Source organism: Arenibacter flavimaris (assembly GCF_030291335.1).
Taxonomy (GTDB): Bacteria; Bacteroidota; Bacteroidia; order Flavobacteriales; family Flavobacteriaceae; genus Arenibacter.
Genome location: NZ_JASWIM010000005.1, coordinates 42073 through 65214 on the forward strand (window position 1 = coordinate 42073; position 23142 = coordinate 65214).

General features: G+C 39.2%; 26 protein-coding genes. All 26 read right to left on the reverse strand.

The window, feature by feature from the left end; all coding sequences use genetic code 11:
* Positions 1 to 87: 87 nt before the first annotated feature.
* The 26 genes from QSE00_RS06035 to fabG all read right to left on the reverse strand — a co-directional run bounded on the left by QSE00_RS06035 (position 88) and on the right by fabG (position 23125).
* Positions 88 to 3777 (reverse strand): MMPL family transporter, encoded by a 3690-nt coding sequence (locus tag QSE00_RS06035; RefSeq protein WP_286105288.1) that lies wholly within the window; start codon positions 3775 to 3777, stop codon positions 88 to 90.
* Positions 3770 to 4939 carry a DUF2062 domain-containing protein gene (locus tag QSE00_RS06040; RefSeq protein WP_286105289.1) on the reverse strand — a complete coding sequence of 390 codons (1170 nt, stop codon included), beginning with the start codon at positions 4937 to 4939 and terminating at the stop codon, positions 3770 to 3772. The genes QSE00_RS06035 and QSE00_RS06040 overlap by 8 nt, the downstream gene beginning before the upstream one ends.
* 109 nt (positions 4940 to 5048) lie before the next feature.
* Positions 5049 to 5537, reverse strand: a complete 489-nt coding sequence (locus tag QSE00_RS06045; RefSeq protein WP_286105290.1) for a hypothetical protein — start codon at positions 5535 to 5537, stop codon at positions 5049 to 5051.
* Positions 5538 to 5906, reverse strand: a complete 369-nt coding sequence (locus QSE00_RS06050; RefSeq protein ID WP_286105291.1) for a 3-hydroxyacyl-ACP dehydratase — start codon at positions 5904 to 5906, stop codon at positions 5538 to 5540.
* 5 nt (positions 5907 to 5911) lie between these two features.
* The gene (locus QSE00_RS06055; RefSeq protein ID WP_286105292.1) at positions 5912 to 6505 is read right to left on the reverse strand and encodes a porin family protein; all 594 of its coding nucleotides are present in this window, start codon (positions 6503 to 6505) and stop codon (positions 5912 to 5914) included.
* Between the two features lies 1 nt (position 6506).
* On the reverse strand, positions 6507 to 7115 hold the full coding sequence (locus tag QSE00_RS06060) for a hypothetical protein (RefSeq protein ID WP_286105293.1): 609 nt from the start codon (positions 7113 to 7115) through the stop codon (positions 6507 to 6509).
* Positions 7096 to 7725: a LolA family protein gene (locus QSE00_RS06065; protein ID WP_286105294.1), complete on the reverse strand. Its 630-nt coding sequence runs from the start codon at positions 7723 to 7725 to the stop codon at positions 7096 to 7098. The genes QSE00_RS06060 and QSE00_RS06065 overlap by 20 nt, the downstream gene beginning before the upstream one ends.
* Positions 7718 to 8494 carry a polysaccharide deacetylase family protein gene (locus tag QSE00_RS06070; protein ID WP_110355787.1) on the reverse strand — a complete coding sequence of 259 codons (777 nt, stop codon included), beginning with the start codon at positions 8492 to 8494 and terminating at the stop codon, positions 7718 to 7720. The genes QSE00_RS06065 and QSE00_RS06070 overlap by 8 nt, the downstream gene beginning before the upstream one ends.
* Positions 8488 to 9552: a beta-ketoacyl synthase N-terminal-like domain-containing protein gene (locus tag QSE00_RS06075; RefSeq protein WP_286105295.1), complete on the reverse strand. Its 1065-nt coding sequence runs from the start codon at positions 9550 to 9552 to the stop codon at positions 8488 to 8490. Before QSE00_RS06075 ends, QSE00_RS06070 begins: the two co-directional genes overlap by 7 nt.
* Positions 9553 to 9636: 84 nt before the next feature.
* On the reverse strand, positions 9637 to 10833 hold the full coding sequence (locus QSE00_RS06080) for a beta-ketoacyl-[acyl-carrier-protein] synthase family protein (protein WP_286105297.1): 1197 nt from the start codon (positions 10831 to 10833) through the stop codon (positions 9637 to 9639).
* Positions 10834 to 10930: 97 nt separating this feature from the next.
* Positions 10931 to 11188 (reverse strand): phosphopantetheine-binding protein, encoded by a 258-nt coding sequence (locus QSE00_RS06085; RefSeq protein WP_110355790.1) that lies wholly within the window; start codon positions 11186 to 11188, stop codon positions 10931 to 10933.
* Positions 11185 to 11808 (reverse strand): 3-oxoacyl-ACP synthase, encoded by a 624-nt coding sequence (locus QSE00_RS06090; RefSeq protein WP_286105298.1) that lies wholly within the window; start codon positions 11806 to 11808, stop codon positions 11185 to 11187. Before QSE00_RS06090 ends, QSE00_RS06085 begins: the two co-directional genes overlap by 4 nt.
* A complete protein-coding gene (locus QSE00_RS06095; RefSeq protein WP_286105299.1) occupies positions 11805 to 12953 on the reverse strand; it encodes a beta-ketoacyl-[acyl-carrier-protein] synthase family protein in 1149 nt (382 codons plus the stop codon). Before QSE00_RS06095 ends, QSE00_RS06090 begins: the two co-directional genes overlap by 4 nt.
* A complete protein-coding gene (locus QSE00_RS06100) occupies positions 12946 to 13395 on the reverse strand; it encodes an acyl-CoA thioesterase (RefSeq protein WP_110355793.1) in 450 nt (149 codons plus the stop codon). Before QSE00_RS06100 ends, QSE00_RS06095 begins: the two co-directional genes overlap by 8 nt.
* Positions 13373 to 14641: an ABC transporter permease gene (locus QSE00_RS06105; RefSeq protein WP_286105300.1), complete on the reverse strand. Its 1269-nt coding sequence runs from the start codon at positions 14639 to 14641 to the stop codon at positions 13373 to 13375. The genes QSE00_RS06100 and QSE00_RS06105 overlap by 23 nt, the downstream gene beginning before the upstream one ends.
* Complete coding sequence (locus tag QSE00_RS06110; protein WP_286105301.1) at positions 14634 to 15377, reverse strand: ABC transporter ATP-binding protein; 744 nt, start codon at positions 15375 to 15377, stop codon at positions 14634 to 14636. The genes QSE00_RS06105 and QSE00_RS06110 overlap by 8 nt, the downstream gene beginning before the upstream one ends.
* Positions 15378 to 15385: 8 nt before the next feature.
* On the reverse strand, positions 15386 to 16387 hold the full coding sequence (locus QSE00_RS06115) for a BtrH N-terminal domain-containing protein (RefSeq protein ID WP_286105302.1): 1002 nt from the start codon (positions 16385 to 16387) through the stop codon (positions 15386 to 15388).
* A 3-nt stretch (positions 16388 to 16390) separates the two neighbouring features.
* Positions 16391 to 16792 carry a hypothetical protein gene (locus tag QSE00_RS06120; RefSeq protein ID WP_110355797.1) on the reverse strand — a complete coding sequence of 134 codons (402 nt, stop codon included), beginning with the start codon at positions 16790 to 16792 and terminating at the stop codon, positions 16391 to 16393.
* Positions 16793 to 16876: 84 nt separating this feature from the next.
* Positions 16877 to 17269: an ABC transporter permease gene (locus QSE00_RS06125; protein ID WP_286105303.1), complete on the reverse strand. Its 393-nt coding sequence runs from the start codon at positions 17267 to 17269 to the stop codon at positions 16877 to 16879.
* Positions 17270 to 17337: 68 nt separating this feature from the next.
* Positions 17338 to 17775, reverse strand: coding sequence for a hypothetical protein (locus QSE00_RS06130; protein ID WP_110355799.1), 438 nt, complete (start codon positions 17773 to 17775; stop codon positions 17338 to 17340).
* Entirely contained in the window at positions 17776 to 18906 is a 1131-nt protein-coding gene (locus QSE00_RS06135; protein ID WP_286105304.1) for a beta-ketoacyl-ACP synthase III, read from the reverse strand.
* On the reverse strand, positions 18906 to 19832 hold the full coding sequence (locus QSE00_RS06140) for an NADPH-dependent FMN reductase family protein (protein WP_286105305.1): 927 nt from the start codon (positions 19830 to 19832) through the stop codon (positions 18906 to 18908). Before QSE00_RS06140 ends, QSE00_RS06135 begins: the two co-directional genes overlap by 1 nt.
* Before the next feature lie 165 nt (positions 19833 to 19997).
* Positions 19998 to 20879 (reverse strand): LpxL/LpxP family acyltransferase, encoded by an 882-nt coding sequence (locus tag QSE00_RS06145; RefSeq protein WP_286105306.1) that lies wholly within the window; start codon positions 20877 to 20879, stop codon positions 19998 to 20000.
* 17 nt (positions 20880 to 20896) lie between these two features.
* Positions 20897 to 21139, reverse strand: coding sequence for a phosphopantetheine-binding protein (locus tag QSE00_RS06150; protein WP_031442865.1), 243 nt, complete (start codon positions 21137 to 21139; stop codon positions 20897 to 20899).
* Positions 21140 to 21141: 2 nt separating this feature from the next.
* Positions 21142 to 22365, reverse strand: coding sequence for a beta-ketoacyl-[acyl-carrier-protein] synthase family protein (locus QSE00_RS06155; RefSeq protein WP_286105307.1), 1224 nt, complete (start codon positions 22363 to 22365; stop codon positions 21142 to 21144).
* 16 nt (positions 22366 to 22381) lie between these two features.
* Positions 22382 to 23125 (reverse strand): 3-oxoacyl-ACP reductase FabG, encoded by a 744-nt coding sequence (gene fabG, locus QSE00_RS06160; protein ID WP_286105308.1) that lies wholly within the window; start codon positions 23123 to 23125, stop codon positions 22382 to 22384.
* Between the last annotated feature and the right edge of the window lie 17 nt (positions 23126 to 23142).

The following is a 23142-nucleotide window of genomic DNA, read 5'->3' on the forward strand; positions in this document are numbered from 1 at the left end:
TAGGTGCTGAACCCAAATGATAACTTATATCATTCCCTGATTCTAGACGGATATTTTTTTTTTTGACTCTTACGAATATTACTTATTCTAGGGTCCTGTTTTTTCCAAGATAATAAGATTATCATATTTAAAGACAATTTTAAAACCAGTGGACAATATAATTCTTTCCAACAATTTTGCACCGTCCTTTATCAATATCAGCAGCTTTATGTTGTTTCTTATTTTAGATACAAAACTATCCAAGTCCTGCATTTCCACATCAATGATCAATGTATCTGCAGGATGTGCCATGGCGTCATCAATTGAATCCGCCACGCTTAACTTGGCTATTTGTTGGGAAATAAAACTGTTCTTTACAATAGGCCTTATCTCCCTATCCTCCAAATAGGTAAAAATTTTGCGATCTACGGCATTTAAAGATAATAGAAAATCCAGTTGCCCGTAATCTTTTGAAAGGTGAATTATGGAATCGGAAGATCCAATGTGTTTTGAAATCTGGGCGTAAACTTTGGCGTTGTTCTTCAAATCTGTTTTTACAGCACGGTAGATACTATCTCCTTTGTATCGATAATCTTCCAGAATTATTCGTATGAAATAGGTATCTCCTTCCACTTCATTCCTCAATGTCTGGAATTCAGATCTGAAATGGGTTGCGATACCCTTGTTGCGCTCTCTGTAGTTTTTGCCGAAGCGTTGGTCCTCTGGGGAGATTCGATCCAAGATCTTGACCGTTATACTGCCATTTTTTATCACAAAACTTCCTTTGGGAAGTACTTCCGAATTTCCATGTATCAACACTGGAACAATATCCATGTTGAATTTTTCCGCCAAATAAAAGGCTCCTTTATGAAACCGTCTTATTTTGTTGGTTTTGGATCTGGTCCCTTCCGGGAATGCCATTAATGAATATCCTTGGGCTACCTTGTTCCTTAAGTGTTCAAGGCCATTATCTATTCCCTCGGACACAGGATAAAATCCCGCCAGTTGTACAGCCTTGCCGAATATTGGGGATTTATACACCCAGTCGTTTACCAAATAAATGATCTTTGGATGTAGCATGCCGACCGCCAAAATATCCAAAAAAGAGGTGTGGTTGGCTATGATGATGGCAGGTTTACTAAAATCCTCCCCTGACGTATTGATTATTTTTTTGCTTACAAAGGGATTGGTATACAGTACTGATTTCATAAATTTTGAAATGGTCTTGTGAAACCATTTCATTTTAACCTTTTTTTTGAAAGGCAATATTTTCATAAAGGAGACGCTCCATATTGACAAGAGTAGTCCGCCGGTACCATAATAACCAAATGAAAGGACGGAATGAACGAGCAACCGAAGGCTAATGGGGCGTTTTTCCTTGCTCCCAATAAAGAGTAAAAATAATAAGGGTTGTATGGTGAAGGCAACAAAAACGGCCGATAGGATTCCTATAAGTGATACTAGGCTAATGGAATGCAATGCCGGGTGTTTGGCAAAAATAAGTACGCCAATTCCCAAAATTGTAGTAATGGCGGACAGTAGGATGGAGGTTCTGTGGGTTCTCAATACTTTTTCCCCTTTCCCATATTCCTTGAGCAGTCCTGTTGTTATGAATATGCTGTAATCTATTCCCAAGCCAAATATAAAGGTGGAGATAATGATATTAAAGATGTTGAATTCTATGTGCAACATCCCCATAATTCCTATAGTAAGCCACCAAGTCAATAGTATTGGGACACTAGTGACCATAACTAGGGAGAGACTCCTGAAGAAAAAGAATAGGATCAGGACCACTATTCCAAGGGAATAGCCAATTAGTTTATTGAAATCATTTTTGAGGTTGCCCAAAAACATTTCGTTCATTTCCTGTCTATCGATGACAAGGGTCTTGGGGTAAGTTTTAAAAATTTGCTTAATACTTTCTTCGTTTCCTTCCTTTAATTTTACTAATGAGGTAACAGTGGTAAAATCATTGTCGGTAACCAAATAGTCATCAATTGGCAAGGTAGCAGCGCTACTGTAATCCACAATATTCAACAGCCTAAAATCTCTGCTGAGAAAGGAATGGAATTGATCAAAGGCATTAGGCTTGAATCCTAATTCGGAGCCGCTTTCCTTAAGATTCTGTTTTGTGTTTTCAATGATATCCACGTTCCAAAACGCTTTCCAAAGATCAATTTTTTCCTGCTGCTTTTCTTGGGATAGGACTAGGTTGCCGATGGAGCCAAAATTAAGTATTTCCCCATTATTCCTTAGGCTGTCCAGTGCATAGGCTATGGTGTTATTGGTTTGTAGGACCTTTTCGCTATCTTCCCCATAGACCGCCAAATAAATGGACTTGGATGACATATTGGTAAGTGCGTCCAATCTTTCCCTAGCTTCCAATAAGGCTGTAGGCTCATAGTTGAGTTTCGCAATATCCTTATTGAAAATAACCTTGTCGTGAAAAAAAATACTTGCAATCAAGAGGCCTAGAAGGATGGTTATACTCCATTTGTTTTTATGAAGGTTGTAGGAGGCTATTTTATCCAAGAGGGTATACTTTACTGTAAGCTTGTTGGTGTTTCTATAGACATGGGGTATAATCAGGAGAGCAAAAATGCAGGAGCCAATTACGCTAACGGCCGCAAAGATGCCAAGATCCTGTAAGGCTTGCGATTCTAGGAAAAGAAGACACAAAAAGGCCAGGGCAGTGGTCATACTACTCATGATTACTGGCTGGGCCACATCGGTGTAAAGTGTTTTTACAGAGGGGTTGTTTCTTATTTGGGTTAGTATATGTAAGGAATAATCCAGGGTAACCCCTAGCAGTACAGAACCTATCCCCAAGGAAATGGCAGAAATCTTTCCTCTAGTCAAATACAGAACCGCAACCGAAAGTGTGGCACCAAAAAGGGTTGGGGCGAAAAGTATAAAGGGAATGGTTAATTTCCTATAGAATAGGATAAGTATGCCCATTAAAATGGACAAGGCAATTGTGACCGTAAGGCGTATATCCTTTTTGATTTGTTGAGCGTTGGCAACGGCTATTAGGGTGGCCCCATAATACTCACTTTTTACCTTGTCCTGAAATAACTGGTCCAGTTGCCCTTGTGTTTCATAAAGCTCCGCTACGAACTTGGTATTCTCCACGGTTTCGCTGGAAGGATGGACCGGGGTGATAAAGAGTAATATGTTTTGAAGATCCTTGCTTAGAAGAAAGCCATCCTTAAGGGTAAACTGATCCCCGATGCCTAATCGGCTTAATTTCTTTAAGGCCATAAAGGAGATGCCGAGGGGGTCTTTTAAAATCATTTCCTTGGCAACGATTCCGGAGGGGGAAATTAATGTTCTATAGTTTTTTTCTGTGATTTTGGCAATGCTGTCCTTTCCCAGTTTTTTTGAAATGGTATTGTAGTCCTCCCTGTCCAGCAACAGGGGAGCATTTTCATAGACAAATTGCAAAGTGTTCCCTATATCTTCGTCATCTATTTTGCCTTGTATTTTTTTTATATGTGAAGAGGATTTTTTGGATATACTATCCAGAAAATCATTTGCATACCTAGTTAGCTCTTCAATTGGCGCTCCTGGTCGGCGCACAATATTAACGATGATCTTATCTGAAAAATTTACCGATTTTAAGACTTTTTGTACTTCTTTGGTCTTGCTATTACTGGGTATAAGTTTGGTTATGTCTTCCTCGAATTCAATTTTAAAAGCAAAATATACAAGTCCTAAAAATAGGGCAAAGAGACCAATGCCGCCGAGCAGTCTTTTCTTGGCCACATATTGATAAAACCTATATAAAACACTACCCATTTTTAAGTGCAATTCTTTTTCTGTCAAAAATATTCAAAATAATATAACCGCAAATTCCAGCTGTAAAAGATCCAATTAAGGAAAGGGTTATACTACCGATTATATAGGATTTTAAATGTTTTATGACTTCAAAATTGGCGCCTGCCTCCTCAAAAGTAAAATTAAATTCGGTACCCAGGACCCAGTGGCCTATTTTAAGGCTGATGAACAGTACAAAGGGAATCAAAGGTGCGAAGCTTACGTTGGAAAAAGCGAAGGCAATGGTCTTGTTCAGTTTAAATAAAACCGCCAAGAAAATAACTATTAAAGTTTGGAACCCCCATAAGGGAGATAGCCCAATAAGTACGCCCAAGGCTATGGAAAGTGCCTTTTTTTCATGGGAATCGTTGCTGCCTAGAAAGTCTTCGTAGAAAAACCTTTTAATTCCTTTTTTTTTTATTTTTCGAATTAAATCCCTTGGAAAAATATAAAGAAACGTAAGAATTACCAAGTAGGTGTTCAATAGGCTAATTCGCGAAAAATCGGTAAAGGGCCTAAAGTGTGATACCCTTTCGGTTACATCATAGCTTACTTTTATGGGGATATTCTTCACTGCTATTCCGCTCCATGCGGCCTTGACGATTGCTTCGATTTCAAATTCAAATTTATTTGTAAAGAACTTGATATCCTTTAAGGCCTTTATGGGATATAATCTATATCCGGACTGGGTGTCCTGTAGCCTAATCCCAGTTTCTACCCAATACCAAAAGTTGGAAAATTTGTTGCCAAAACTACTTTTTTTAGGAACATCTTTTTGTCCCATATTCCTTGCTCCTATATAGAGGACGTCTTTGGACGTTTCCTTGCTTAGGCTGTTAATAAGAATGGGAATATCATCTGGAAAGTGCTGGCCATCGGAATCAATGGTAATGGCAAAATGAAACCCCTTTTCCAAGGCCAATTCAAAACCTTTCCTCAATGCATATCCTTTGCCTATGTTTTGTGGAAGGGTAAGGGTGTTGATATTGGGAAAGTCAGCTAAAATTTGGGCCGTGGTGTCGGTCGACCCGTCATTTACGACCAAAATATCTTGGGTGTATTGCAGTACCCCTTCAATCACTTTCGTTAGGGTTTTATGATTGTTGTAGGTAGGTATTATCACACAGCATTTAAGCTGATCCATAGCTTTAGTTGTGGATGTGGTAAGTTGTGACACGGTTTTAATGTAATTTGGTTGTTCCAACTTGTGGAAAAATACAAGACATGGTTCGCAAAAATAGGAATTACTAAAGTTAAAACCGTTGCTTTTCTTCAGTATTAAATTCTGTTGATTGTAATACAAATGATTTTACAAAGTCCTTGACCGCTTTGGAATTGGTGTTTTCGTACTGATTTAAAATGAATGCTTTGTCTTCTTGAATGTTGGATTTGTATTTCAAAAACTTGGGGGAATTTTCCTGAATACTAAACCGAAGACACCTTATTTCTATATTTTCAGGTTTTTGTGATACAGCGTACTCCAATAATGATACCCCATCTTTAAAGAGGTTTTTTCTTTCTATATTTTCCCTGGTATATTTGGCGGATAAGGCCATAACCGCACCTTTGTAGGCTACCAAAACCATGTTGTCTTGTTGGGAGACCGATTCCAGTTCTTTCCTTAAGGCCAAGGCTGATTCACGGTTGTTGGTGGCCAATTTAAATTCCTTGCGAATCTGATCCAGATCGGGAGTGAAAGACACATTGGAAAGTACAAATAGGAGAAAACAGAGAAGTTTCATTTAGGCCGCACTTTTAAAGGTTGCACTAAGTTTTAGGGCCAAGGTTTCCCCAAAGTTGGTGGTACTTTTTACCTTGATCATACCATCCATTTCTGTGAGGTTGATATCAATTAAAAGTATTGGGTCGGTTTCTGGATTTATAATTGCCATGAATTTTACATTGCTGGCAACGGATAGAAATAAATCCTGTCCGAGACTTCTTTCGGTCAATTCCTTTATAATTTGAATCATACATACCCCCGGCATTATAGGTTTACCGGGAAAATGTCCTTTAAAAATTTCATGCTTGGGATTCAACTTGATTTGGGCAGATAGGCCATCTTCATTTTTATTGAAAGTTTCGGTACTGTATAATCCTTCTATCAACATTTTGATTACATATTAAATTTGTAGGCAAGTCCAATTTGGATTACCCTGTTCAATTGATTTTCCTCAGAATTGCCCCCATATTCGCCCGAGTCATTGAAATCCAGATCGATCAAACCTTGTTTAAATCTCAACTCCAATGCCAGTCCAAAATCAAACTCATATCCTATTCCCCCAAACAAGGCTAGGTCTATGGGTGTAATTTCTAGACTATTGTCGTTGTCGTTAATTAGGTTGATAAAATTGTCATCAAAATTAACGTCAAGGCTCGGACCTAAAATAAAGTGGAAGCCCTGATGCGGACTTACAAAAAACTTATTGGCCAGGCCAATGGACACATAGTTTATATTTAAATTTTCCCCATTCCTAATACTTGCTTTGCCTCCCTGATTGGAGTATGCTATTTCGGGCTGTAAGGTATAGCTATCCGTAAGACGTACTGCTAAAAACAATCCAGCGTATAATCCAGTTTTGCTGTCAAGTTGGGAATGGAGGACCTTCGCATTGTTTGCCCCTATTCTTATCCCTAATTGGGATTTACTTTGGGCAAATATCGTGAAAGACAGAATAAGTAAAAGGCTCAATAAAAATATTTTTTTCATTTTAAATTGCTTTTAAATTAATGGACAGCTTAATATCCTTATGTCTTATATTAATTTGTTTGGCATGATTTTTTTCTACTTCCGAAAAAATATATTGTGATTTTTCTTTGCCGCGTTGCGTAGCCAGTATTTTATGTAGCTGTTGCTTCTCCTCAAGGTAAAAGTAAGTGTTGTTCTTTATCCGGGTCTCTGTGAACAAGGTGTCCCCAAGGTTTTTGTAATGATCCAATACTTTGGGATTTTCATGGATCAATACATAGAAGTCCTTTCTAAGAAAGTTGACCAGAATTTTTTTATTCATTTCCTTTAGAATAAAATTAATCTTGAATTCGTTTTTGATAAACGTAAAATCAAATATTTTATTTCCCATTTCAGTGGTAAAGACCACCCTGTAGTATTCTTCGCCCAGCTTTTTTACAACAAAAATTCCTCCAAAGGATTTTTCGGCGAAGTTTATTTTGGCCTTGTAGATATAATCCTTGGAAAGGTCGGAAAAGTAAGGGTTGATAACGGTTGGTATATCGCCATAACTTCTTTCTAGATTGTTTTTTTTTGGAAAGGACGCACAGGCAAATACCAACAGGGTTAAGCTAGTTAGAAAATACTTCATTGTCCAAAGGTTTATTGATCAGTCGGTCAGTAAAGACAATTCTGGTAAAATCATTTGTGGGTTCCACCATTTTAACTTCTAGGACATCGGCTTTTTCCTTATCGAAAAACAAAATAAAAGAAGCGATATAACTTTTTATTTTTTCGTCTTTAGGGATAAAGATGACCTTATAATAATTTTGGCTTTTAAAATAACTCATTGTGAAATCCGAATCCTGGAACAAGTTGCCCTTTACACTATTTACAATCAATTGGTTTAGTTTTCTAAACAAAGCACTATTTCCCAGATCCATATTGCTTTTGGTTCCGGAATCGTTAATTATTAATTTATCACCCTTAAAAATTATGCTGTATTTGAAGGGTTCTGTATACTCCCATTTAACCATGTTGGGGGCCTTAAAAGCCATTTTTCCTTGTGTGGTAATATCGTTGGATAAAAAATCCAGATGTTTATATTGTGTGAAATTACTTTGTATGGTGTTCGTGGCCTTGGACGTCTCATTGATCTTGGCCTTGAACTCGGCAATTTCCGTATTGTTCATATTGCTTTCCTGGGCGAACAAAAGAGAGGTATTGGCAATTAAAACAATTAAAAATAGTAGGTTACGCATAGGCTTCAATATCTAACAATTGGTCTACAGTTACAGATTGCATTTTGTTCTGCTGTAAAAATAGCAATAACTGTTCCAATACTTCAACTGTTTTTTCACTACTATCATGTAGCAGAATAATGTCGCCTTTCTGTATTGTACTGGTAATGCGTTTCAGAACCGCCTTTTTAGATCTCTTGGTAGTGTCTAAAGATCGAATGTTCCAGCCTACTGTTTTAAGTTCCATTTTTTTAACTGCCCTTTTTATACTGGGATTGGTTACCCCAAAGGCGGGTCTGTATAATTGGGGGTTTACACCTGTTTTTTCCTTTATGATAGCCTTGGTTTTTTGGAGTTCCAATAGGACTTTTTGCGTTCCGAAGAATCCAAATTTATTGGCGTGTGTGTAGGTGTGGTTTCCAATAGTATGCCCGTTATCAACTATTTGCTTTGCAATTCCACCATATAATTTTACTTGATGTCCCACGCAAAAAAAAGTTGCTCGGGCATTATATTTTTGAAGTAATTCCAAAACTTTTGGGGTATAGTTGGGGTGGGGGCCATCGTCAAAGGTAATGGATACCAAATTGTCCGGAATTTTATGGTTGAAATGCAAGGCTGGTAGGTGATAGTTCCAGCGGATGTGGAAAGAACCTATAATGGTTAAAGTTGTCCAGACAGTAGCAAGCAGTATATAGGTCCACCAGCCAATTCCCCAAATAATATCCAATATTATTAGGACGATGAAGGCAAGAAGGGATAGACTGTTTATAAAAGGATACTTCAACATTGGCGAAGAAGGGTAAAGCTATGGTTTTTACCTCTGTATTGATTGTACAATAATACAATTCTAAGGCCTTTGGTTTTAATTGCATTGAGAGCTATTGCCTTAGGTATATGCTGTGATTTGAGAATTTTGGCTCCCAACCAAAATCCAAATGCCGATGCTGTATTAAATTCACCGCTCAAATGTTTGTAAACCACTTGTTGGGTATTTTTAAAAGGGCCATTGTTGAGATCCGCATAATAACTGTCGTAGTCAATGTCTCCATTATTACCACTGATCAACACATCTATATCGGCCACGGATAGATTGTTCCCTTTTAAATAGGCCTCAAGATTGGAGACTAGATCTGATTTGGCCATGGTATTAAAGGTCTTTACGTCTATTACCTGCGCATAGCTGGAATCTTGTTTTATATTGGACAACACAAAGAAATTGGCACCTTCTCCAAATACGGTACCCCCGGTTTTGGACTGAAGTAGCTTGTTGGTATTTATCTTTTCCGGTTTTATGTGTTGTATAAGTTTATGTATGGCATTGGTGTGTTCCCCGGATTCATCAACGCCACCAACAAGTATATTTTCTGCTTCCCTTAGCTGTAATTGCATTATGGCATCGATGAGGGCGGATTCAAAGGAAACACTGCTATGTACATAGGTGAAATTATACCCCTTGCACCCAATACCCAATGCAATCTGACCCGCAACCGTATTATGCGTAGACTGAATAAAGGAAGTAGGGGTCAAGAACTGTTCGTTATTGTCCAGGATAGCGGTTACAAATTTTTCTGAATCCCTAACACATCCCATTCCCGTTCCGGTGATAATGGCATCTACATTTGCTAATCCTGCTTCCTCCAGGGCTATTTTAGAGGCTACGACCCCCATTTTAATTCCCTTTGCCATTCTCCGAGCAGCCGCTGGCGGGATATACTCCTTATAATTGGGGTCTATAACAGGTAAAATGTTGTCTTCATAGGTAGTGATTTCCTCCAAAAAATCATTGTTGTCAAATGTTTTTTGGGCAGAAATGGAACCGATACTGTTAATATAAACTTCTTCCATTAGTTGTAGGGAATGCCGATTTCTAAAATAATATACAATAAGATCAAATGGTCCAAATGTAAATATAACAATTCCTTCTTAAGGCTATTTTGAAAAAATAAGAGTAGAACAGTTTCCTCCAAACCCAAGGGAATTGGAAAGAACGGTGTTCAAGGCTTTTTCTTTTAAGGAGGTTTGTGGTATAAGGGAAAACTCTTTCATTGGAGTTTTAAAATTCAAATTGGGATAGATTATATTGTTTTGAAGGGATAGTATTGCATAAACAGCCTCTATAGCACCTGCTGCGGCCAATGTGTGCCCTGTATATGCTTTTGTAGAACTAAATTCTGGAACTTCTTGGCCAAAAACACGTATAAGGGCCCGTCCTTCGGACAGATCATTGTTGCCAGTGGCGGTCCCATGGGCATTGATGTAATCAATATCCTTTGGTTCCAGTCCTGCAACAGCAAGGGCTTTTTCCATGGACAAGGTGGCACCGTCCCCATTTTCGGAAGAGGCCGTTTGGTGGTATGCATCGTTGGCATTACCATATCCGACCACATGTCCCAGCACCTTTTTCTTTTCCTTTTTTACCAGGAATTCCGATTCCAATACCAAATAAGCGGCTGCCTCCCCTAAGTTAAGTCCTTTTCTATTTTCGTCAAAAGGTGTGTTGTAGGTGTCGGACAAGATCATTAAAGTATTAAAACCATTGATGGTGAATTTGGACAAACAGTCGGCCCCACCGACAATTACCCTATCCAATTTACCTGTTTTAATTAATCTGGCCCCGAACATTATGGCATTGGCAGCAGAGGAACAGGCAGTACTGATAGTCGTAACCAAGCTTTGATCTATGCCCAATTGTTCCGCTATTTTTTCCGTAGAGTCCCCGGCATGGTGACCTTCAATGTACCTTCTATTGTCCTCACTTTCCAAGTAATCATAATAAAATTTTTCGGTCATATCCATTCCGCCAACACTAGTGGAAGAAATAAGGCCAGTCCTATAAGCTCTTATATTGGCTATTCCGGCGTCTGCAACGGCTTCTTTAGCAGCTATAGCCCCCAACAAGGCCGTTCTGGAGTAATTGTTGTTGGAATCCAGTCCCAATTGAGCTTGCAGTTCTTCGTTGGTGTATTCAATTTCACCTACCATAATACTGCCCTTGTGTATGGTGTCTATTTTGGAAATATGGGAAATGCCTGTTCTACCCTCCAATAGTGAACTGTAATTCTCGGCCACATTGTTTCCAATAGCCGAAATGATTCCCATTCCTGTTATAGCTACTCCTTTGGACATGAATTTTTTATTTTAAGGTATGCATTTCCTTGGATGTAACCTATTACATCATGAAGTGAATAAACACCTTGGTATAGTACTTTTGGGTGTAACTGAATTATTTTGTGCGATGTGCGGCTATATAATTTGCCATGATTTCAATGGATTCAAATATTTTTTTTCCCTCTTTTGGGTCGGTAAGTTTTATTCCATAATCCTTGTCCAACATTACTATCAGTTCCAGCGCATCAATGGAGTCCAGTCCAAGACCGTCACCAAATAAGGGATCGTTATCTGCAATTTCTTCAATTGCAATATCCTCCAAGTTTAATTGGGTAATAATTTTTTCCTTAAGTTCTTGTTTTAAATCGCTCATTTGGTTGTGTACAATTTTATTATTTCTTCTTTTTTGTGTGCAATGCTTCCTTCTGCAGAAACAAGGTATAAAAATGCTTCATAGTCCTCTGCGTCACAGTTTATCCAACCACACAACACTTCGTCCGCTTTTTCCGTTTTGATTAAACTGCTTGCGTAGGCGTGTAAATAATCTGCATTAAAGTGGTTAAAGATAAAAAAACTATTTTCAGAATGCAGCCTATGTTTAATACTTATCTCTCCAAGACAAATATTGGGCAAGGTGTAGACGAAAATAGCGGGACTCGGGAAGTAGTTTTCTTTGTCTGTAATGGACTTCTGGTGCTTTCTGTCGGTTTGCAGGCTTGAAGCACTATTTGAAAATACCAAGGCAATATTCTTGGGCATTTCGGGATCTTGGATCATTGGTTTAAGTAAAATATCGGTGGCCAGAAACCCAAGTTTGCTGAGGTCGTCCATTTTAAAAAACTTGGGATAATTGGTATCCATCTTTTTATAGGCCAGTTTTATAAAAGTGGTGAAATCGCTCGTTGGGTCTTCAAAGAGCAACTTATCATTCAACAGTACCTTATTGTTGGAGATTCTACAATAATCCTTTATTTTAAGATTTTGGGCCTTCATGATTCAACCTTTTTAAACACGGCAGCTGTATTACAACCCCCAAAACCGGAAGCTGTTTTTAAGAAGCAATTTAAATCCTTAGAGGTAGTTGCTGTAATTATATTGAGGGGCTGGGATACCCCCAACTCGGTAAATCCCTTGGAGGCATATAAAGTATTGTGATAAAGGGAATGCATGCCAACAATGGTTTCCAAAAGTCCCGATCCCCCAAGGGTATGTCCAAAATAACCTTTGAGGCTGTTCAACGGAACAGTGTCCAGACCTAGTCTGTTCAGGGCTATTGCCTCCATTTCATCATTGAAATTGGTTGCAGTGCCATGGGCCGAAATATAATCTATATCCCGAGAACCTACCTTGGCTTCCTTGAAGGCGGAAAGTATACTGCGATAAAGACCTTCCCCTGTTCTTGATGGGCCGGAAATATGATTGGCGTCGTTACAGGAGGCTTCGCCCAATATTTCCACGGCCTCGGGTACTAATTTTTTTTGATCCTTGCTCACCAATACACTGGCGGCCACCTCCCCAATATTAATACCCGATCTTTGTTTGCAGTAGGGCTTGCAGGGTAAGGGACTCATTGCTTGGAAGGAATTGAAGCCTGAAAGAATAAAATTGGAAACAATATCCCCTCCAACAATAAAGACTTTATCGAAAGTACCCTGGGAAATAAATCTCTTAGCAATAGAAATGGCCAATATTCCGGAAACACAGGCATTGGAAAGTACAATAGGTTCTGTGGTAAATCCAAAATAGTTTTTAATAATATGCCCTAAGGTTCCCAGATAGGCCCTCTCAGAAGGCATTGGGTTCCTAGGGTCCAGGGTGTCTATATTTCCTTTGGTTGTAGAGAGGATCAACCCAACCCTATCCGTTAATGCTACACCCGACGCTTTGATAATCTTGGTGAGTGATAGGATCATCATTTTCTCCAAGCGGGTATAATCGCCATTCGGTTGCAATTTTTCAAAGGCCATTCCTAGCTTATCGGTATCCAATACCGAGGCATAAAACGGGGAAGGAAATAGGTTTTTATCTTCAATCAATGTTACCCCGGATAAGCCCTCATGAATATTGTGCACCACCGTAGGACTATCAAAACCTAGGGAAGAGACAATATTGTTATATGAGAGATAGATCTTATTCATTTAATAATCCAACTTTTTGTTTCCATTCCAAGAAAAATGTTGGCATGGTCAGGGATAAACCTCCTTCGTCTTCCACAAAAACCTGTGTGGTTTCCCCGGTGCATACCAGTTTGTTTTGTGGGTCATAAATTTCGTATTTAAATACCATTTTGGCCGCAGGTGAATCTACAAAAATTGTTTTAATAGTGGCAACATCGCCATAGCGCAACGGAAGTTTGTGTTCACAGGACGATTTGACGATAGGGGTGGTGTAGCCGGCCGCCTTGTGATCTAGATAGGCAATACCATGATGTCTGCCAAAGGCTTCCCTGCCATCCTCAAAATATTGGATGTAATTTCCGTGCCACACAATGCCCAAAGGGTCTGTTTCGGCAAAGCGAACCCTTATTTTACTGGTAAAGCTAATCTCTGATTTGTTCTTAGACGGCATTTTTTCTTTCATTATACACTATGGAAATAGCGGTGGTTATTACAAAAAATAAAAATAATAGGGTTAGTTCAGGTACAAGGTCCATAATGCCCACATCCCTTAAAAAAACATCATAAAAAGCATTTAAGCCCCAATTCATTGGTGATAAATTTGAAAGCGTTTGCATAAACTTGGGCATTATAAAGACAGGCACCCAAACACCACCCAATGCGGCCAATATAACCACAAAAGTAGCTCCGAAGGGGGCAGACTGTTCCTGGGTCCTAGCCACGGTTCCCAAGAGCAGTCCAAGGCCAATGGCCGCTAGTCCCGCAAATAAAGCTACGAGGAACAATAGTGGTATTTTTCCCGAGACGTCAAGGCTTGGGAGGCCCAAGAAGGGGAATAGATAAACTCCTATTCCTAACATTAGTCCAAATTGTATGAGACATACGGCAAGGTATATCACCGTTTTTCCTCCCAATACCGTTAGATAGGAGACAGGATTGGTCCTAAGCCGAACAAAAGTACCCTGACTTTTTTCCTTGACCATATTAATGGACAAGGGGACAATGATGAAAAAAATGGCAAATAAGGTCCAGGCGGGCACATTGTGCTGTACCGAATTGGGAATTATTTCATTTTTGCCAATACTAGGGGTAATTTCTTTAAAGGTGATAAAACTTTCCGTGTCAAATATCGCTTCCGTTTCATCATCTGTTATTTGGGATTGGAATGCCTTGTAAATAGTTTGGGTCTCTATTTTAAAGATCATCTTGTCTATTCCATTCTTTATAGAGTTTTTAAAGGCCATTTGTGTTGCTGGGTCGAAATAAAGTATGACTTCTTTTTTTTTCAAATCCGTTTTATGGGACTGTGGTGTTTCATCTTCCAAGCCGAATTTGGACAGCAACCCCTCTACATTTAAGTTCACCTTTTTTTCCAGTTCCGAACTAAGGTTGGCAGGTATTACAATGGCCAATTGATATTTGCCTTTGAAAACTAGTTCTTTGGCTTCCTTATCCGATTCTTTCCCGATAATATTAAAGGATTTGGATTCGGCCAGCCCCTCGTAAATATTTTTGGAAACCTCACCCTTGTCATAATCTACCCAAAGGATGGGGATTTTATTGTCATTGATAGACCTAAAAGTGCTATCCTGTATTAGGGTTATGGTGACCACCAAAACCAGGGGCATTACAAATAAGATGGCCAACCCGCCCAGATCCCTGGACAGGAGCAGTAATTCCTTATATGTGGAGGCCCAAAGTTTATGCATGATCTCTCAGGGCTTTTCCGGTCAAGGTTAAGAAGACGTCTTCTAGATTGTGCGATTCCGGGTATTGGGAAATTAGATTCTTAGGAGTCCCTTCAATGATGATACTACCATGATCAATAATGGCCACTTTTGTGCAAAACTGTTCGGCTTCGTTCAAATGATGGGAGGTATAGATGATGGTGGTACCCTGAGTGTTCAATTTCTTTAGATTTTCTATAATTACATTTTTGGATTGTACGTCCACACCAACGGTGGGTTCGTCCAGGAACAAAACTTTGGGGTTGTGCAGTATACTGGCAATTAAATTGACGCGCCGCTTCATACCGCCAGAAAAAGTGTCCAATTTTTTGTTGGAAAACATTTTCAATCCCAAAATATCCAAATGATAATGGATCTTTTCTTTTAGCGGCTTCCCTTTTAGACCGTACATACTCCCCAGGTAATACAAATTTTCATAGGCCGTTAGGGTTGGGTAAAGGGCATACTCCTGCGGTACTATTCCAATTAGTTGTTTAAGTTGGTTGGCATTCTTTTGAAAGGTTAGTCCGTTGATGGAAAAACTGCCGGAGGTAGGCTTAATGAGGGAGCTTAGTATTGAGATAAGTGTTGTTTTTCCAGCCCCATTGGGTCCTAAAAGTCCAAAAATTTCCCCCTCGTCTATTTTAAGATCGAGATCCAACACTGAAAAATCGGTGTTATTTTTATATTTTTTGGAGAGATGGGATATCTGGATCATGGGTTGGTTTATATTGCCTTTTTTAGTTTTTTAAAAAAAACTTCCTCTTTGTTGGCTATATCTTCCAGAAGGGAGGCAACATGATCGTATTGGTCTACGGCTACGGAGTTGCTCCTGTTTTTATATATACGCGATGCCTCTACTGCAAAATCGCGCCATTGGTCGCCGATCAAGGTCATTTCTTTGGAAAGCTCCAAAAGTTGGTCGTTGGTCAATAATTTTCCCGCTTCTTGTAAAAATGCGGCATAGATATAGCGGAACCCACCGCCTCCAGTGCCAATTTCCTCTTGCATGCGCACAATTTGCCCCAAATAATGATTGGCAACTTTAACTCCTTTGGCCTTTGGCCACTTACGTATAAGCTTTGCTATTTTCCGTATTCCCTTTACCCCAACTACCGGGACGGGGGCCAACATATCCCTACAGGTGTGCTTTATTCCCTTAACAATGGCTTTTTCGAGCTGTAATTTTTTCGGGAAGGATGTAGGGTAATAAATATGTCCTTTAGGGGCAAAGGCACCTTTGGCGAATCTTACTCTTTCCAGTTCTTTTTCAGTAAGTGAGGTAACGGTTTCCATTACGGGGTCACTAATTAAATACGTACCATCCTTCTTCCCGTAGACCACCATGTTATGGGCGTTAAAATGGAAGCGATATTCATCCGGAAAATAGGGAAGGTTGTACACGCCCACCTGAAGTCCTACCGGATTATTTCTTTGTAGGTTTTCATCCAATCTAGCCTTGGCGGTTTGGGGGTTTCGAAATTTTTCACGTTTTATTTTAATTCCGACCCGAGTGGCGAATCGGGTAAAGATAATTCCAGGCATTGCCCTATAGGATACTACAGGTGCGTAATTAACTTTTAAAAACGGGATATAGGTAAACAAGAGCCCTGAGCCTATTCCAAAAACCATAGGCTCACTTACGGTAAACCCATTATACGTCATTAAGTTGGCTACTACACCGTTCTCGCAGTGTGCAGCTTGCTTGTGTTTAAAATCTATTTCCATTGTTTAGAGATCGGTGCGTTGCAGCTCTTCGATGGAAATATCGAAGACATCTGCATATTTTTGTAATGTTTTGTTATTTAGGTTTTTAAATACGGCCGGTCGAAAATGTCTTTTAACCCTCCACTTCCAAATCCCCACGTAGCTTGCCAAGATGGGGAGGTCCATTTTGTGGAGTTCCATATAGTATTCCAAGGGGCTTGCCTTAAGGTCCTTAACCCTTTGTTTGGAGGCTGAAATACGCTCGTTTAAAACTTCTATTGCATTGTTTAGAGCAATGGTCTTGGGGCTCCATCCCGTACTTAATTCTGTGGTGTATTCCCCGTTTTCATCAACGGCATAGCACAGTTCTTTGAAATTGGCCGATTCTAGATTGCTTTTGTCCTGTGGTACTTCATTCTTTTTCATGCCTAAGGTCGTTATAATTTATAGGCCAAGGTGGCTGGCCTATAAAGTTATTAATACAATTTCATATTCGATCCGCAGAGGTAACTAAACTTCCTGTATCAAAAAATTTAATATACAATCTGCCACTAATTCTTTTCCTGTATATATTTTGCATTCCATAGTGCATATGCTAAAATTTCCCGAATTGTAATTGGAGACGAGATTGGCCTTGGTAGTTAAGGTGTCTCCTGTCTTGGGCAATAAAAAAATGTTTGCCTTTTTAATACCGCTGATAAAGCCTATAACACTATTGCCTTCGCCCTCAAGATCATCTGCTGCAAAGAAATCCTGGCCTACAATTGCGGAACAGGATTGGGCCGCATTTTCTATTATGCCCGATTCACTAAACCTATCGTCCTTTACAAAGATACAATCTTCGGTCACTTCAAATTCGGTAGTTACCGTTTCCTTGTTGAGGTCAATAATTTTTGTGACCATGAGCATTGGCGCTCTATGGGGCAAAAAATTATGTATTTTTATATGTGAATGCGCTGTGTTCAATTAGTTTAGTTTGCCAATACTGTTTTCATTTCACTGTTTGCGATAATTTTATCACCGCAGCTTACTTGGATTTTTACTAGGGTAACACCCAAGATCTCATGTAGAATTGTGACGGTGGTTACCAATTCCTGATCTACGGTTGGCAACTCCAATATTTCGGCCAATTTAATGGCTCCGATATATCCTGTTGGGGCAGGCTCATTTTTTAGGAAATATTGGTACCCTGTATGAAGGGCCACAGATTGTGCCATATGTTCTATTAGTCCGGCAGCCATAAATTTATTATTGTTTACAAACAAATTGCCCAGAGGTGGTGTAAAACCGGTAATCACCTTTTCTTCGGAAAAGTGAATCAATTTATCCACCATTACAAAGGGCGCTTTTTGTGGGATCAAATTTTCGATTAGTCCTTTGTCTGCTATTGTTTGTTTCAATAAATTCATTTAACAGACCGTTAGGTATGCATAGGAGTAGGAAAATCTGGCACTTTCCGGTACGTGCAACAATATCTTGTCTCCCTTTTTTAATTGTCCTGAATCTACCAATTCTTCCAGCATAACAAATATTGAGGCAGCACCAACATTACCAACCTTGCTCAAATTCATAAACCATTTTTCCCAAGGCACTTCCACTCCTTGTCGTTTTAATTCCTCGTACAAGTTTTCTTTAAAATAATAGGAAGAGATATGCGGTAAGTAATAGTCAAAATCGGCGGTCGTGATCTGGTGCTTGTTCATAGCCATCTTTAAACTGTCCACTCCTTTTCCCAATATGTTTTCACCCAAGAGTTTAACGTCTTGTTTCATGGCGAAAAGTGATTTTTTGGCCCAGTCTTCGGCAGGATATTCGCTCCAAGGTTTTAAATGGCCATTTTCCAATTTATCGGCACCAGCATACATACATGTCTCCATTTCAAAGGCATAGGAATACCCCTCCATCCATTCAATTTTTAAAGCAATGCCCTTAGGTTCGCTTTCCAGTAATACGGCTCCTGAGCCATCGGAAAGCATCCAGCGCAAAAATTCTTTATTGAAGGCCAATATTGGATTGTCTTCCAACTCTTTTAGGTGTTCCACCTCATTTTCAAAAATATCGGATTTCATCCAAGTCGAGGTTCTTTCCGATCCAGTGCATACCGCATTGGACACCTGTCCTGCCTTTATGGCCAAGAATCCATATTTTAGGGCATTCATCCCGGAGCAGCAGGCTCCGGAAGGGGAATTAACCTCTAAATTTCCATTTTTTAAAAAGCCGTGCACCATAGAAGCGTGCGATGGCAATATTTGGTCCGGGCTACTGGTGCCACAGGAAAGTAGTTCAATATCCTTGGTCGTAAAGGTGTCATCACATAACAGCTCAATGGCCTCCTTGGTTAGTTGGGCATTGTTATGGGTAATGTTTCCACTATCATCTATGGCGTAATATCTGGTCTTAATTTGATTGTTTCGCAGGACAATACGTCTGGCCTTGGAATTCTTACCGTTGATAATGCCCAATTTTTCCTCCATTTGTTCATTGTCAATAGGGTCATTAGGTAAGAACTTGGCAATCCTGGTAATATAAACGTCTTTCATTAATTGTTCTTTAATCTAACGGATGAATAGTATGCTTTATCCCTTTTAATTTTATTGTAACGGGGTATGTAAGTCGCCAAAAATACAATAAAAACTATTGGAGCTATAGCCCAAATTGCAAATAACAAATAATATTTGAACAAAACCAGTAATTTTTTTCGTTTTGGATTACCTGTAGGGCCTTTCTTTATAATAAGGTTGGCCCATTTTGTAAACAAAACATTACCTCTGATGTCTGTCTGTATCAGCAAGGGTTTAACTTTAACGGCATCCAATTTTAATAAATCATCCTGTAGGTTGCCGTATTCATTGGCTAATAGTGCCTTCCTGATGGGCGTTCCAAATTTATCCGATGCCTTTATATCCTCATCGGAAACCCCAGGTTTGGGAAAGATGCCAAGGTATTTGGTTTTTTTTCCTCCCAACATCCAATGCACTATGGTAATTACACTTATGTGATTTATGTGACGGTCCACTAAAGCTATATTGCCCACTAAGTGTGCATTACAGGAAAGCAGTAGGCGTTTCATTTTTTCCTGTGCCATTAACCACATGTTTCTACAGGCAATAACTGTAACTACCGGTGTATTGTCCAGAATTTTCTTGGCCACATCAGATTTCAGGAAAGAATTAATGGGTATTGAAGGTGTTAAGTACCAAACTTGGTAACCTAGAATTACAAGATCATATTTCCTTTCAAGGATATCCTCTTTAGGAGGCTTTAGTTTACAGGGTATTTGTAAAAAGGATTCGGGAAACGCATCATAGAAATCATCCTGTTTCCAGGGAAATTTATAATCATTTTCGGGTTCAATCCTATAATAGGTAATGTTAACATTCTCTCCGTCAATGGAAGATGCCAAATTCTGAACAATATCCAACAACTGCCCGGATTGGGAGTAATAAATTATAAGAACTTCTTTCATGCGTAAGCTATTAATCTTAATTTTAATACCGCCAAGAATACCATTTTACAAATACATAAAAGGCCCATACGGAGATTTTTAATACGGTTCAAATTTAATTTTAATTTTGAGATGTGTACCAAGTTCGGATAATGTTACCAAATCTAAGTGTAATCCTAACCGAAATTAGTTTTTAGAAGCCCAAAAATCAAAATAGTTAAACCATTGCAACGGATATTGTTCTATTATCCATTCCATGCTTTTGATATAATTGGCCAATAATCCTTCGGCATCCCTTTTCTTAAAATCTGCTTTTCTTGCGTAAAGATGATAGTGTTTGTTGGTTTCCTTCATTACATACACAAAGAGGACAGGTACGTTTAATCTGGACCCCATTAAAAAAGGACCGGAAGGAAATTGTGCTTTTTCACCTAATATTGGAGCCGTCAGCAGCTTGGCCGTTGTTGCATACCTATCTCCGGTCATGCAAATTATTTCATTTTTTGCCAAGGCGGCATTCATTTCAAAGATATGGGAAAGATCTTCCCGAAGGATAATAAATTTGGTGGCAGATTTCTTGATATACCGATCAAGGTATTCCTTTATTGCCTTATGCTCGGCATCTGTGGTAAGCAAATTAATAGTGGCATTACCTTCCAATTCGTCCAAAAAGAATTCAGCTATTTCGAAGTTGCCCAAATGGGCACTGATCAAAATCCCGCCTTTTTTATTGGCCAAGGTTTCGTTAAGGTGTTCTATTCCGTCGAAATGATAGGTGAACCTATTTCTTAGACCCGAAGAAATAGCTACTTTGTCCAAAATGGTCTGACCAAAAACGTAGTAGCTTTTATAAATGGATACGATACTTTTTAGGGGGCTGTACCCAAGTCTTTTGTGGAAGTAATAATAACTGGATTTAGTGCTTTTGGGAGCAAAAAAGCAAAAATAGAACGCTACAAAATAAAGAATGAAATAGGCCGATCCCAATCCAAGCCTTCTAATGGAAAAAACAAAAATCTTATATCCTAAAACAGAACCTCTGGACTTTCCTTTCCATTGATTAGACATTATTTGCGACTAAAATTTTAATTTAATTTCTTCTCTATAAGATCATAAAAGTCTTGTAGTGTAATTACATTAATGAAATCTTCCCCTACTAATTTAACACTAAAGTTAGATTCGATGGCCACTACTAAATCAACAAAATCCAAACTGTCCAATTCCAGTGTTTTCTTTAAATTGGCCATTGGCGAAATATCATCTGCATCAACTTCAAATTCATCTATAAGAAAGTTGTTTATTTTATCAATAATTACTTCTTTATTCATTTTTATTCGTTCACTTTTTTTATTAGCAATGCTGAATTCGTACCTCCAAATCCAAAAGAATTCGACAAAAATACATCAATTTTTTTATCCAGTGTTTTTCTTACTAGATTTAATTTGGCGGCATCCTCGTCGGGGTTTTCTAGATTTATATTTGGTGCAATAAACGAATGCTCCATCATCAACATGGAATAGACTATCTCACTGGCGCCCGCCATCCAACATTCATGGCCGGTCATGGATTTTGTGGAACTAACGTAGGGACCCTTATCGCCAAAAACTGCAAATATGGCCTTGGCTTCATTGGAATCGCCCACAGGTGTGGAGGTGGCATGGGCATTTACATAATCTATTTCACTGGGTTTAATATGCGCTTGGTCTATAGCTTTTTTCATAGCCAGTGTTGGGCCATCAACGTTTGGTGTGGAGATATGATCCCCATTGGATGAAAACCCGTAACCAATAATTTCACCTAAAATAGCAGCTTTTCTTTTTTTTGCGGATTCATAGCTTTCAACTATAAGGGATGCAGCTCCGCCACTGGGAACCAGTCCGTCCCTACTTTTGTCAAATGGACGGGAAGCTTTCCCAGGTACCTCATCGTTGACCGAAAATACGCCAAGACCATCGAAACTTCCCATGGCCAATTCATTGATCTCTTGGGTTCCGCCACAAATAATGCAATCTTGAAGCCCACTTTTAATTAATTGATAGGCAATTCCTATGGCATGCGACCCACTTGCACAGGCAGCACTCACGGTGAAGTTGATTCCGGTTAATTTGAAGATGGTGGAAAGGTTCATGGTTACGGATGAGTTCATGGCCTTGAAAATAGCACCGGAACCCACCAGGGTGGTATCTTTTTTTTCCCTTAGTTTGTCTATGGATTCAATTACGGATTTAGCAGTGCTATCATTTCCGTAAAGTACGCCAACTTCATTATTGTCCAGGTAGTCTTGCGATATACCAGCGTTTTTTAAAGCTTCCAATGTGGCCATGTAAGCGTAAGCGCCTTCTTCTCCCAAGCTTAACCTTTGCCTTCTGGTAAGTAGATCCTTAAGGTCGGGTTCTTCTACCATGCCGGTTAGGCAGGAGCGATAACCAAATTCCCTCCGTTTTTCGTCAAATACAATTCCAGAAGTTCCCTTGTAGAGTGATTCCTTGACTTCGGCCAAGTTTTTTCCTAAACAAGAGTATATTCCCATACCTGTAATTACGACCCTCTTCATCTCTCCAAATGTTTTTTTAAGAATATATTCCTCCGTTAATATTAATGACCTCGCCTGTAATATACGATGACTTTTTGGAAGCCAAAAAGGAAACTAGGTGGGCAACCTCCCCTGCGTCCCCAAAGCGGTTCATGGGAATCATTCTTTTAAGCTCTTTCTCGTCAAGATCTCCGGTCATATCAGTCTTAATAAAACCAGGTGCCACAGCATTAACAGTGATGTTCCTTTTTGCTATTTCCTGCGCCAAGGCCTTTGTGGCCGCTATTATGCCTCCTTTTGCGGCAGAATAATTGACTTGTCCCGGTGTTCCTTTTAGGCCGGATACGGAAACCATATTAATGATCCTGCCATATTTATGCACCAATAACTTTTGGATCAGATGATTGGTGACATTGTAAAAACCGTTCAAACTGGTGTTGATAACATTGTTCCAATCCTCTGGTTTCATCCACATGAAAAGGCCGTCCTTTGTAATTCCGGCATTGTTTACGATCACCTCTATAATAGCGTCCTTGTTGGCTTCATGCCATTGGTCCAATTTATTTTGTACATCCTTGGTATCACCGACATTAAATTGTATTAGCTCCGCACTTCCACCAATTTTCTCTATTTCACCCAAGGTTTCCTTTGCTGCGGAAGCATTGTCCTTATAATTAATTAGAATCTTATACTCGGTATCCAGTGCCAACTGCAGGCATATAGCTTTTCCGATTCCCCTTGACCCTCCGGTTACCAGTGCAAATTTCTTTTTTTCGCTCATTTATTTAGTTAGTGTGG

Excerpts from the sequence above, each read along its gene's own strand:
- QSE00_RS06095 (WP_286105299.1), bottom strand. The coding sequence starts at position 12,953 with ATGAATAAGATCTATCTCTCATATAACAATATTGTCTCTTCCCTAGGT.
- QSE00_RS06105 (WP_286105300.1), bottom strand. The coding sequence starts at position 14,641 with ATGCATAAACTTTGGGCCTCCACATATAAGGAATTACTGCTCCTGTCC.
- QSE00_RS06110 (WP_286105301.1), bottom strand. The coding sequence starts at position 15,377 with ATGATCCAGATATCCCATCTCTCCAAAAAATATAAAAATAACACCGAT.
- QSE00_RS06140 (WP_286105305.1), bottom strand. The coding sequence starts at position 19,832 with ATGAAAGAAGTTCTTATAATTTATTACTCCCAATCCGGGCAGTTGTTG.
- QSE00_RS06075 (WP_286105295.1), bottom strand. The coding sequence starts at position 9,552 with ATGGAAGAAGTTTATATTAACAGTATCGGTTCCATTTCTGCCCAAAAA.
- QSE00_RS06155 (WP_286105307.1), bottom strand. The coding sequence starts at position 22,365 with ATGAAGAGGGTCGTAATTACAGGTATGGGAATATACTCTTGTTTAGGA.
- QSE00_RS06060 (WP_286105293.1), bottom strand. The coding sequence starts at position 7,115 with ATGAAGTATTTTCTAACTAGCTTAACCCTGTTGGTATTTGCCTGTGCG.
- QSE00_RS06100 (WP_110355793.1), bottom strand. The coding sequence starts at position 13,395 with ATGAAAGAAAAAATGCCGTCTAAGAACAAATCAGAGATTAGCTTTACC.
- QSE00_RS06055 (WP_286105292.1), bottom strand. The coding sequence starts at position 6,505 with ATGAAAAAAATATTTTTATTGAGCCTTTTACTTATTCTGTCTTTCACG.
- QSE00_RS06135 (WP_286105304.1), bottom strand. The coding sequence starts at position 18,906 with ATGAAAGACGTTTATATTACCAGGATTGCCAAGTTCTTACCTAATGAC.
- QSE00_RS06125 (WP_286105303.1), bottom strand. The coding sequence starts at position 17,269 with ATGGTCACAAAAATTATTGACCTCAACAAGGAAACGGTAACTACCGAA.
- QSE00_RS06040 (WP_286105289.1), bottom strand. The coding sequence starts at position 4,939 with ATGGATCAGCTTAAATGCTGTGTGATAATACCTACCTACAACAATCAT.
- QSE00_RS06090 (WP_286105298.1), bottom strand. The coding sequence starts at position 11,808 with ATGAAGGCCCAAAATCTTAAAATAAAGGATTATTGTAGAATCTCCAAC.
- QSE00_RS06150 (WP_031442865.1), bottom strand. The coding sequence starts at position 21,139 with ATGAATAAAGAAGTAATTATTGATAAAATAAACAACTTTCTTATAGAT.
- QSE00_RS06035 (WP_286105288.1), bottom strand. The coding sequence starts at position 3,777 with ATGGGTAGTGTTTTATATAGGTTTTATCAATATGTGGCCAAGAAAAGA.
- QSE00_RS06085 (WP_110355790.1), bottom strand. The coding sequence starts at position 11,188 with ATGAGCGATTTAAAACAAGAACTTAAGGAAAAAATTATTACCCAATTA.
- QSE00_RS06130 (WP_110355799.1), bottom strand. The coding sequence starts at position 17,775 with ATGAATTTATTGAAACAAACAATAGCAGACAAAGGACTAATCGAAAAT.
- QSE00_RS06065 (WP_286105294.1), bottom strand. The coding sequence starts at position 7,725 with ATGCGTAACCTACTATTTTTAATTGTTTTAATTGCCAATACCTCTCTT.
- QSE00_RS06050 (WP_286105291.1), bottom strand. The coding sequence starts at position 5,906 with ATGTTGATAGAAGGATTATACAGTACCGAAACTTTCAATAAAAATGAA.
- QSE00_RS06070 (WP_110355787.1), bottom strand. The coding sequence starts at position 8,494 with ATGTTGAAGTATCCTTTTATAAACAGTCTATCCCTTCTTGCCTTCATC.
- QSE00_RS06145 (WP_286105306.1), bottom strand. The coding sequence starts at position 20,879 with ATGTCTAATCAATGGAAAGGAAAGTCCAGAGGTTCTGTTTTAGGATAT.
- QSE00_RS06115 (WP_286105302.1), bottom strand. The coding sequence starts at position 16,387 with ATGGAAATAGATTTTAAACACAAGCAAGCTGCACACTGCGAGAACGGT.
- QSE00_RS06080 (WP_286105297.1), bottom strand. The coding sequence starts at position 10,833 with ATGTCCAAAGGAGTAGCTATAACAGGAATGGGAATCATTTCGGCTATT.
- fabG (WP_286105308.1), bottom strand. The coding sequence starts at position 23,125 with ATGAGCGAAAAAAAGAAATTTGCACTGGTAACCGGAGGGTCAAGGGGA.
- QSE00_RS06120 (WP_110355797.1), bottom strand. The coding sequence starts at position 16,792 with ATGAAAAAGAATGAAGTACCACAGGACAAAAGCAATCTAGAATCGGCC.
- QSE00_RS06045 (WP_286105290.1), bottom strand. The coding sequence starts at position 5,537 with ATGAAACTTCTCTGTTTTCTCCTATTTGTACTTTCCAATGTGTCTTTC.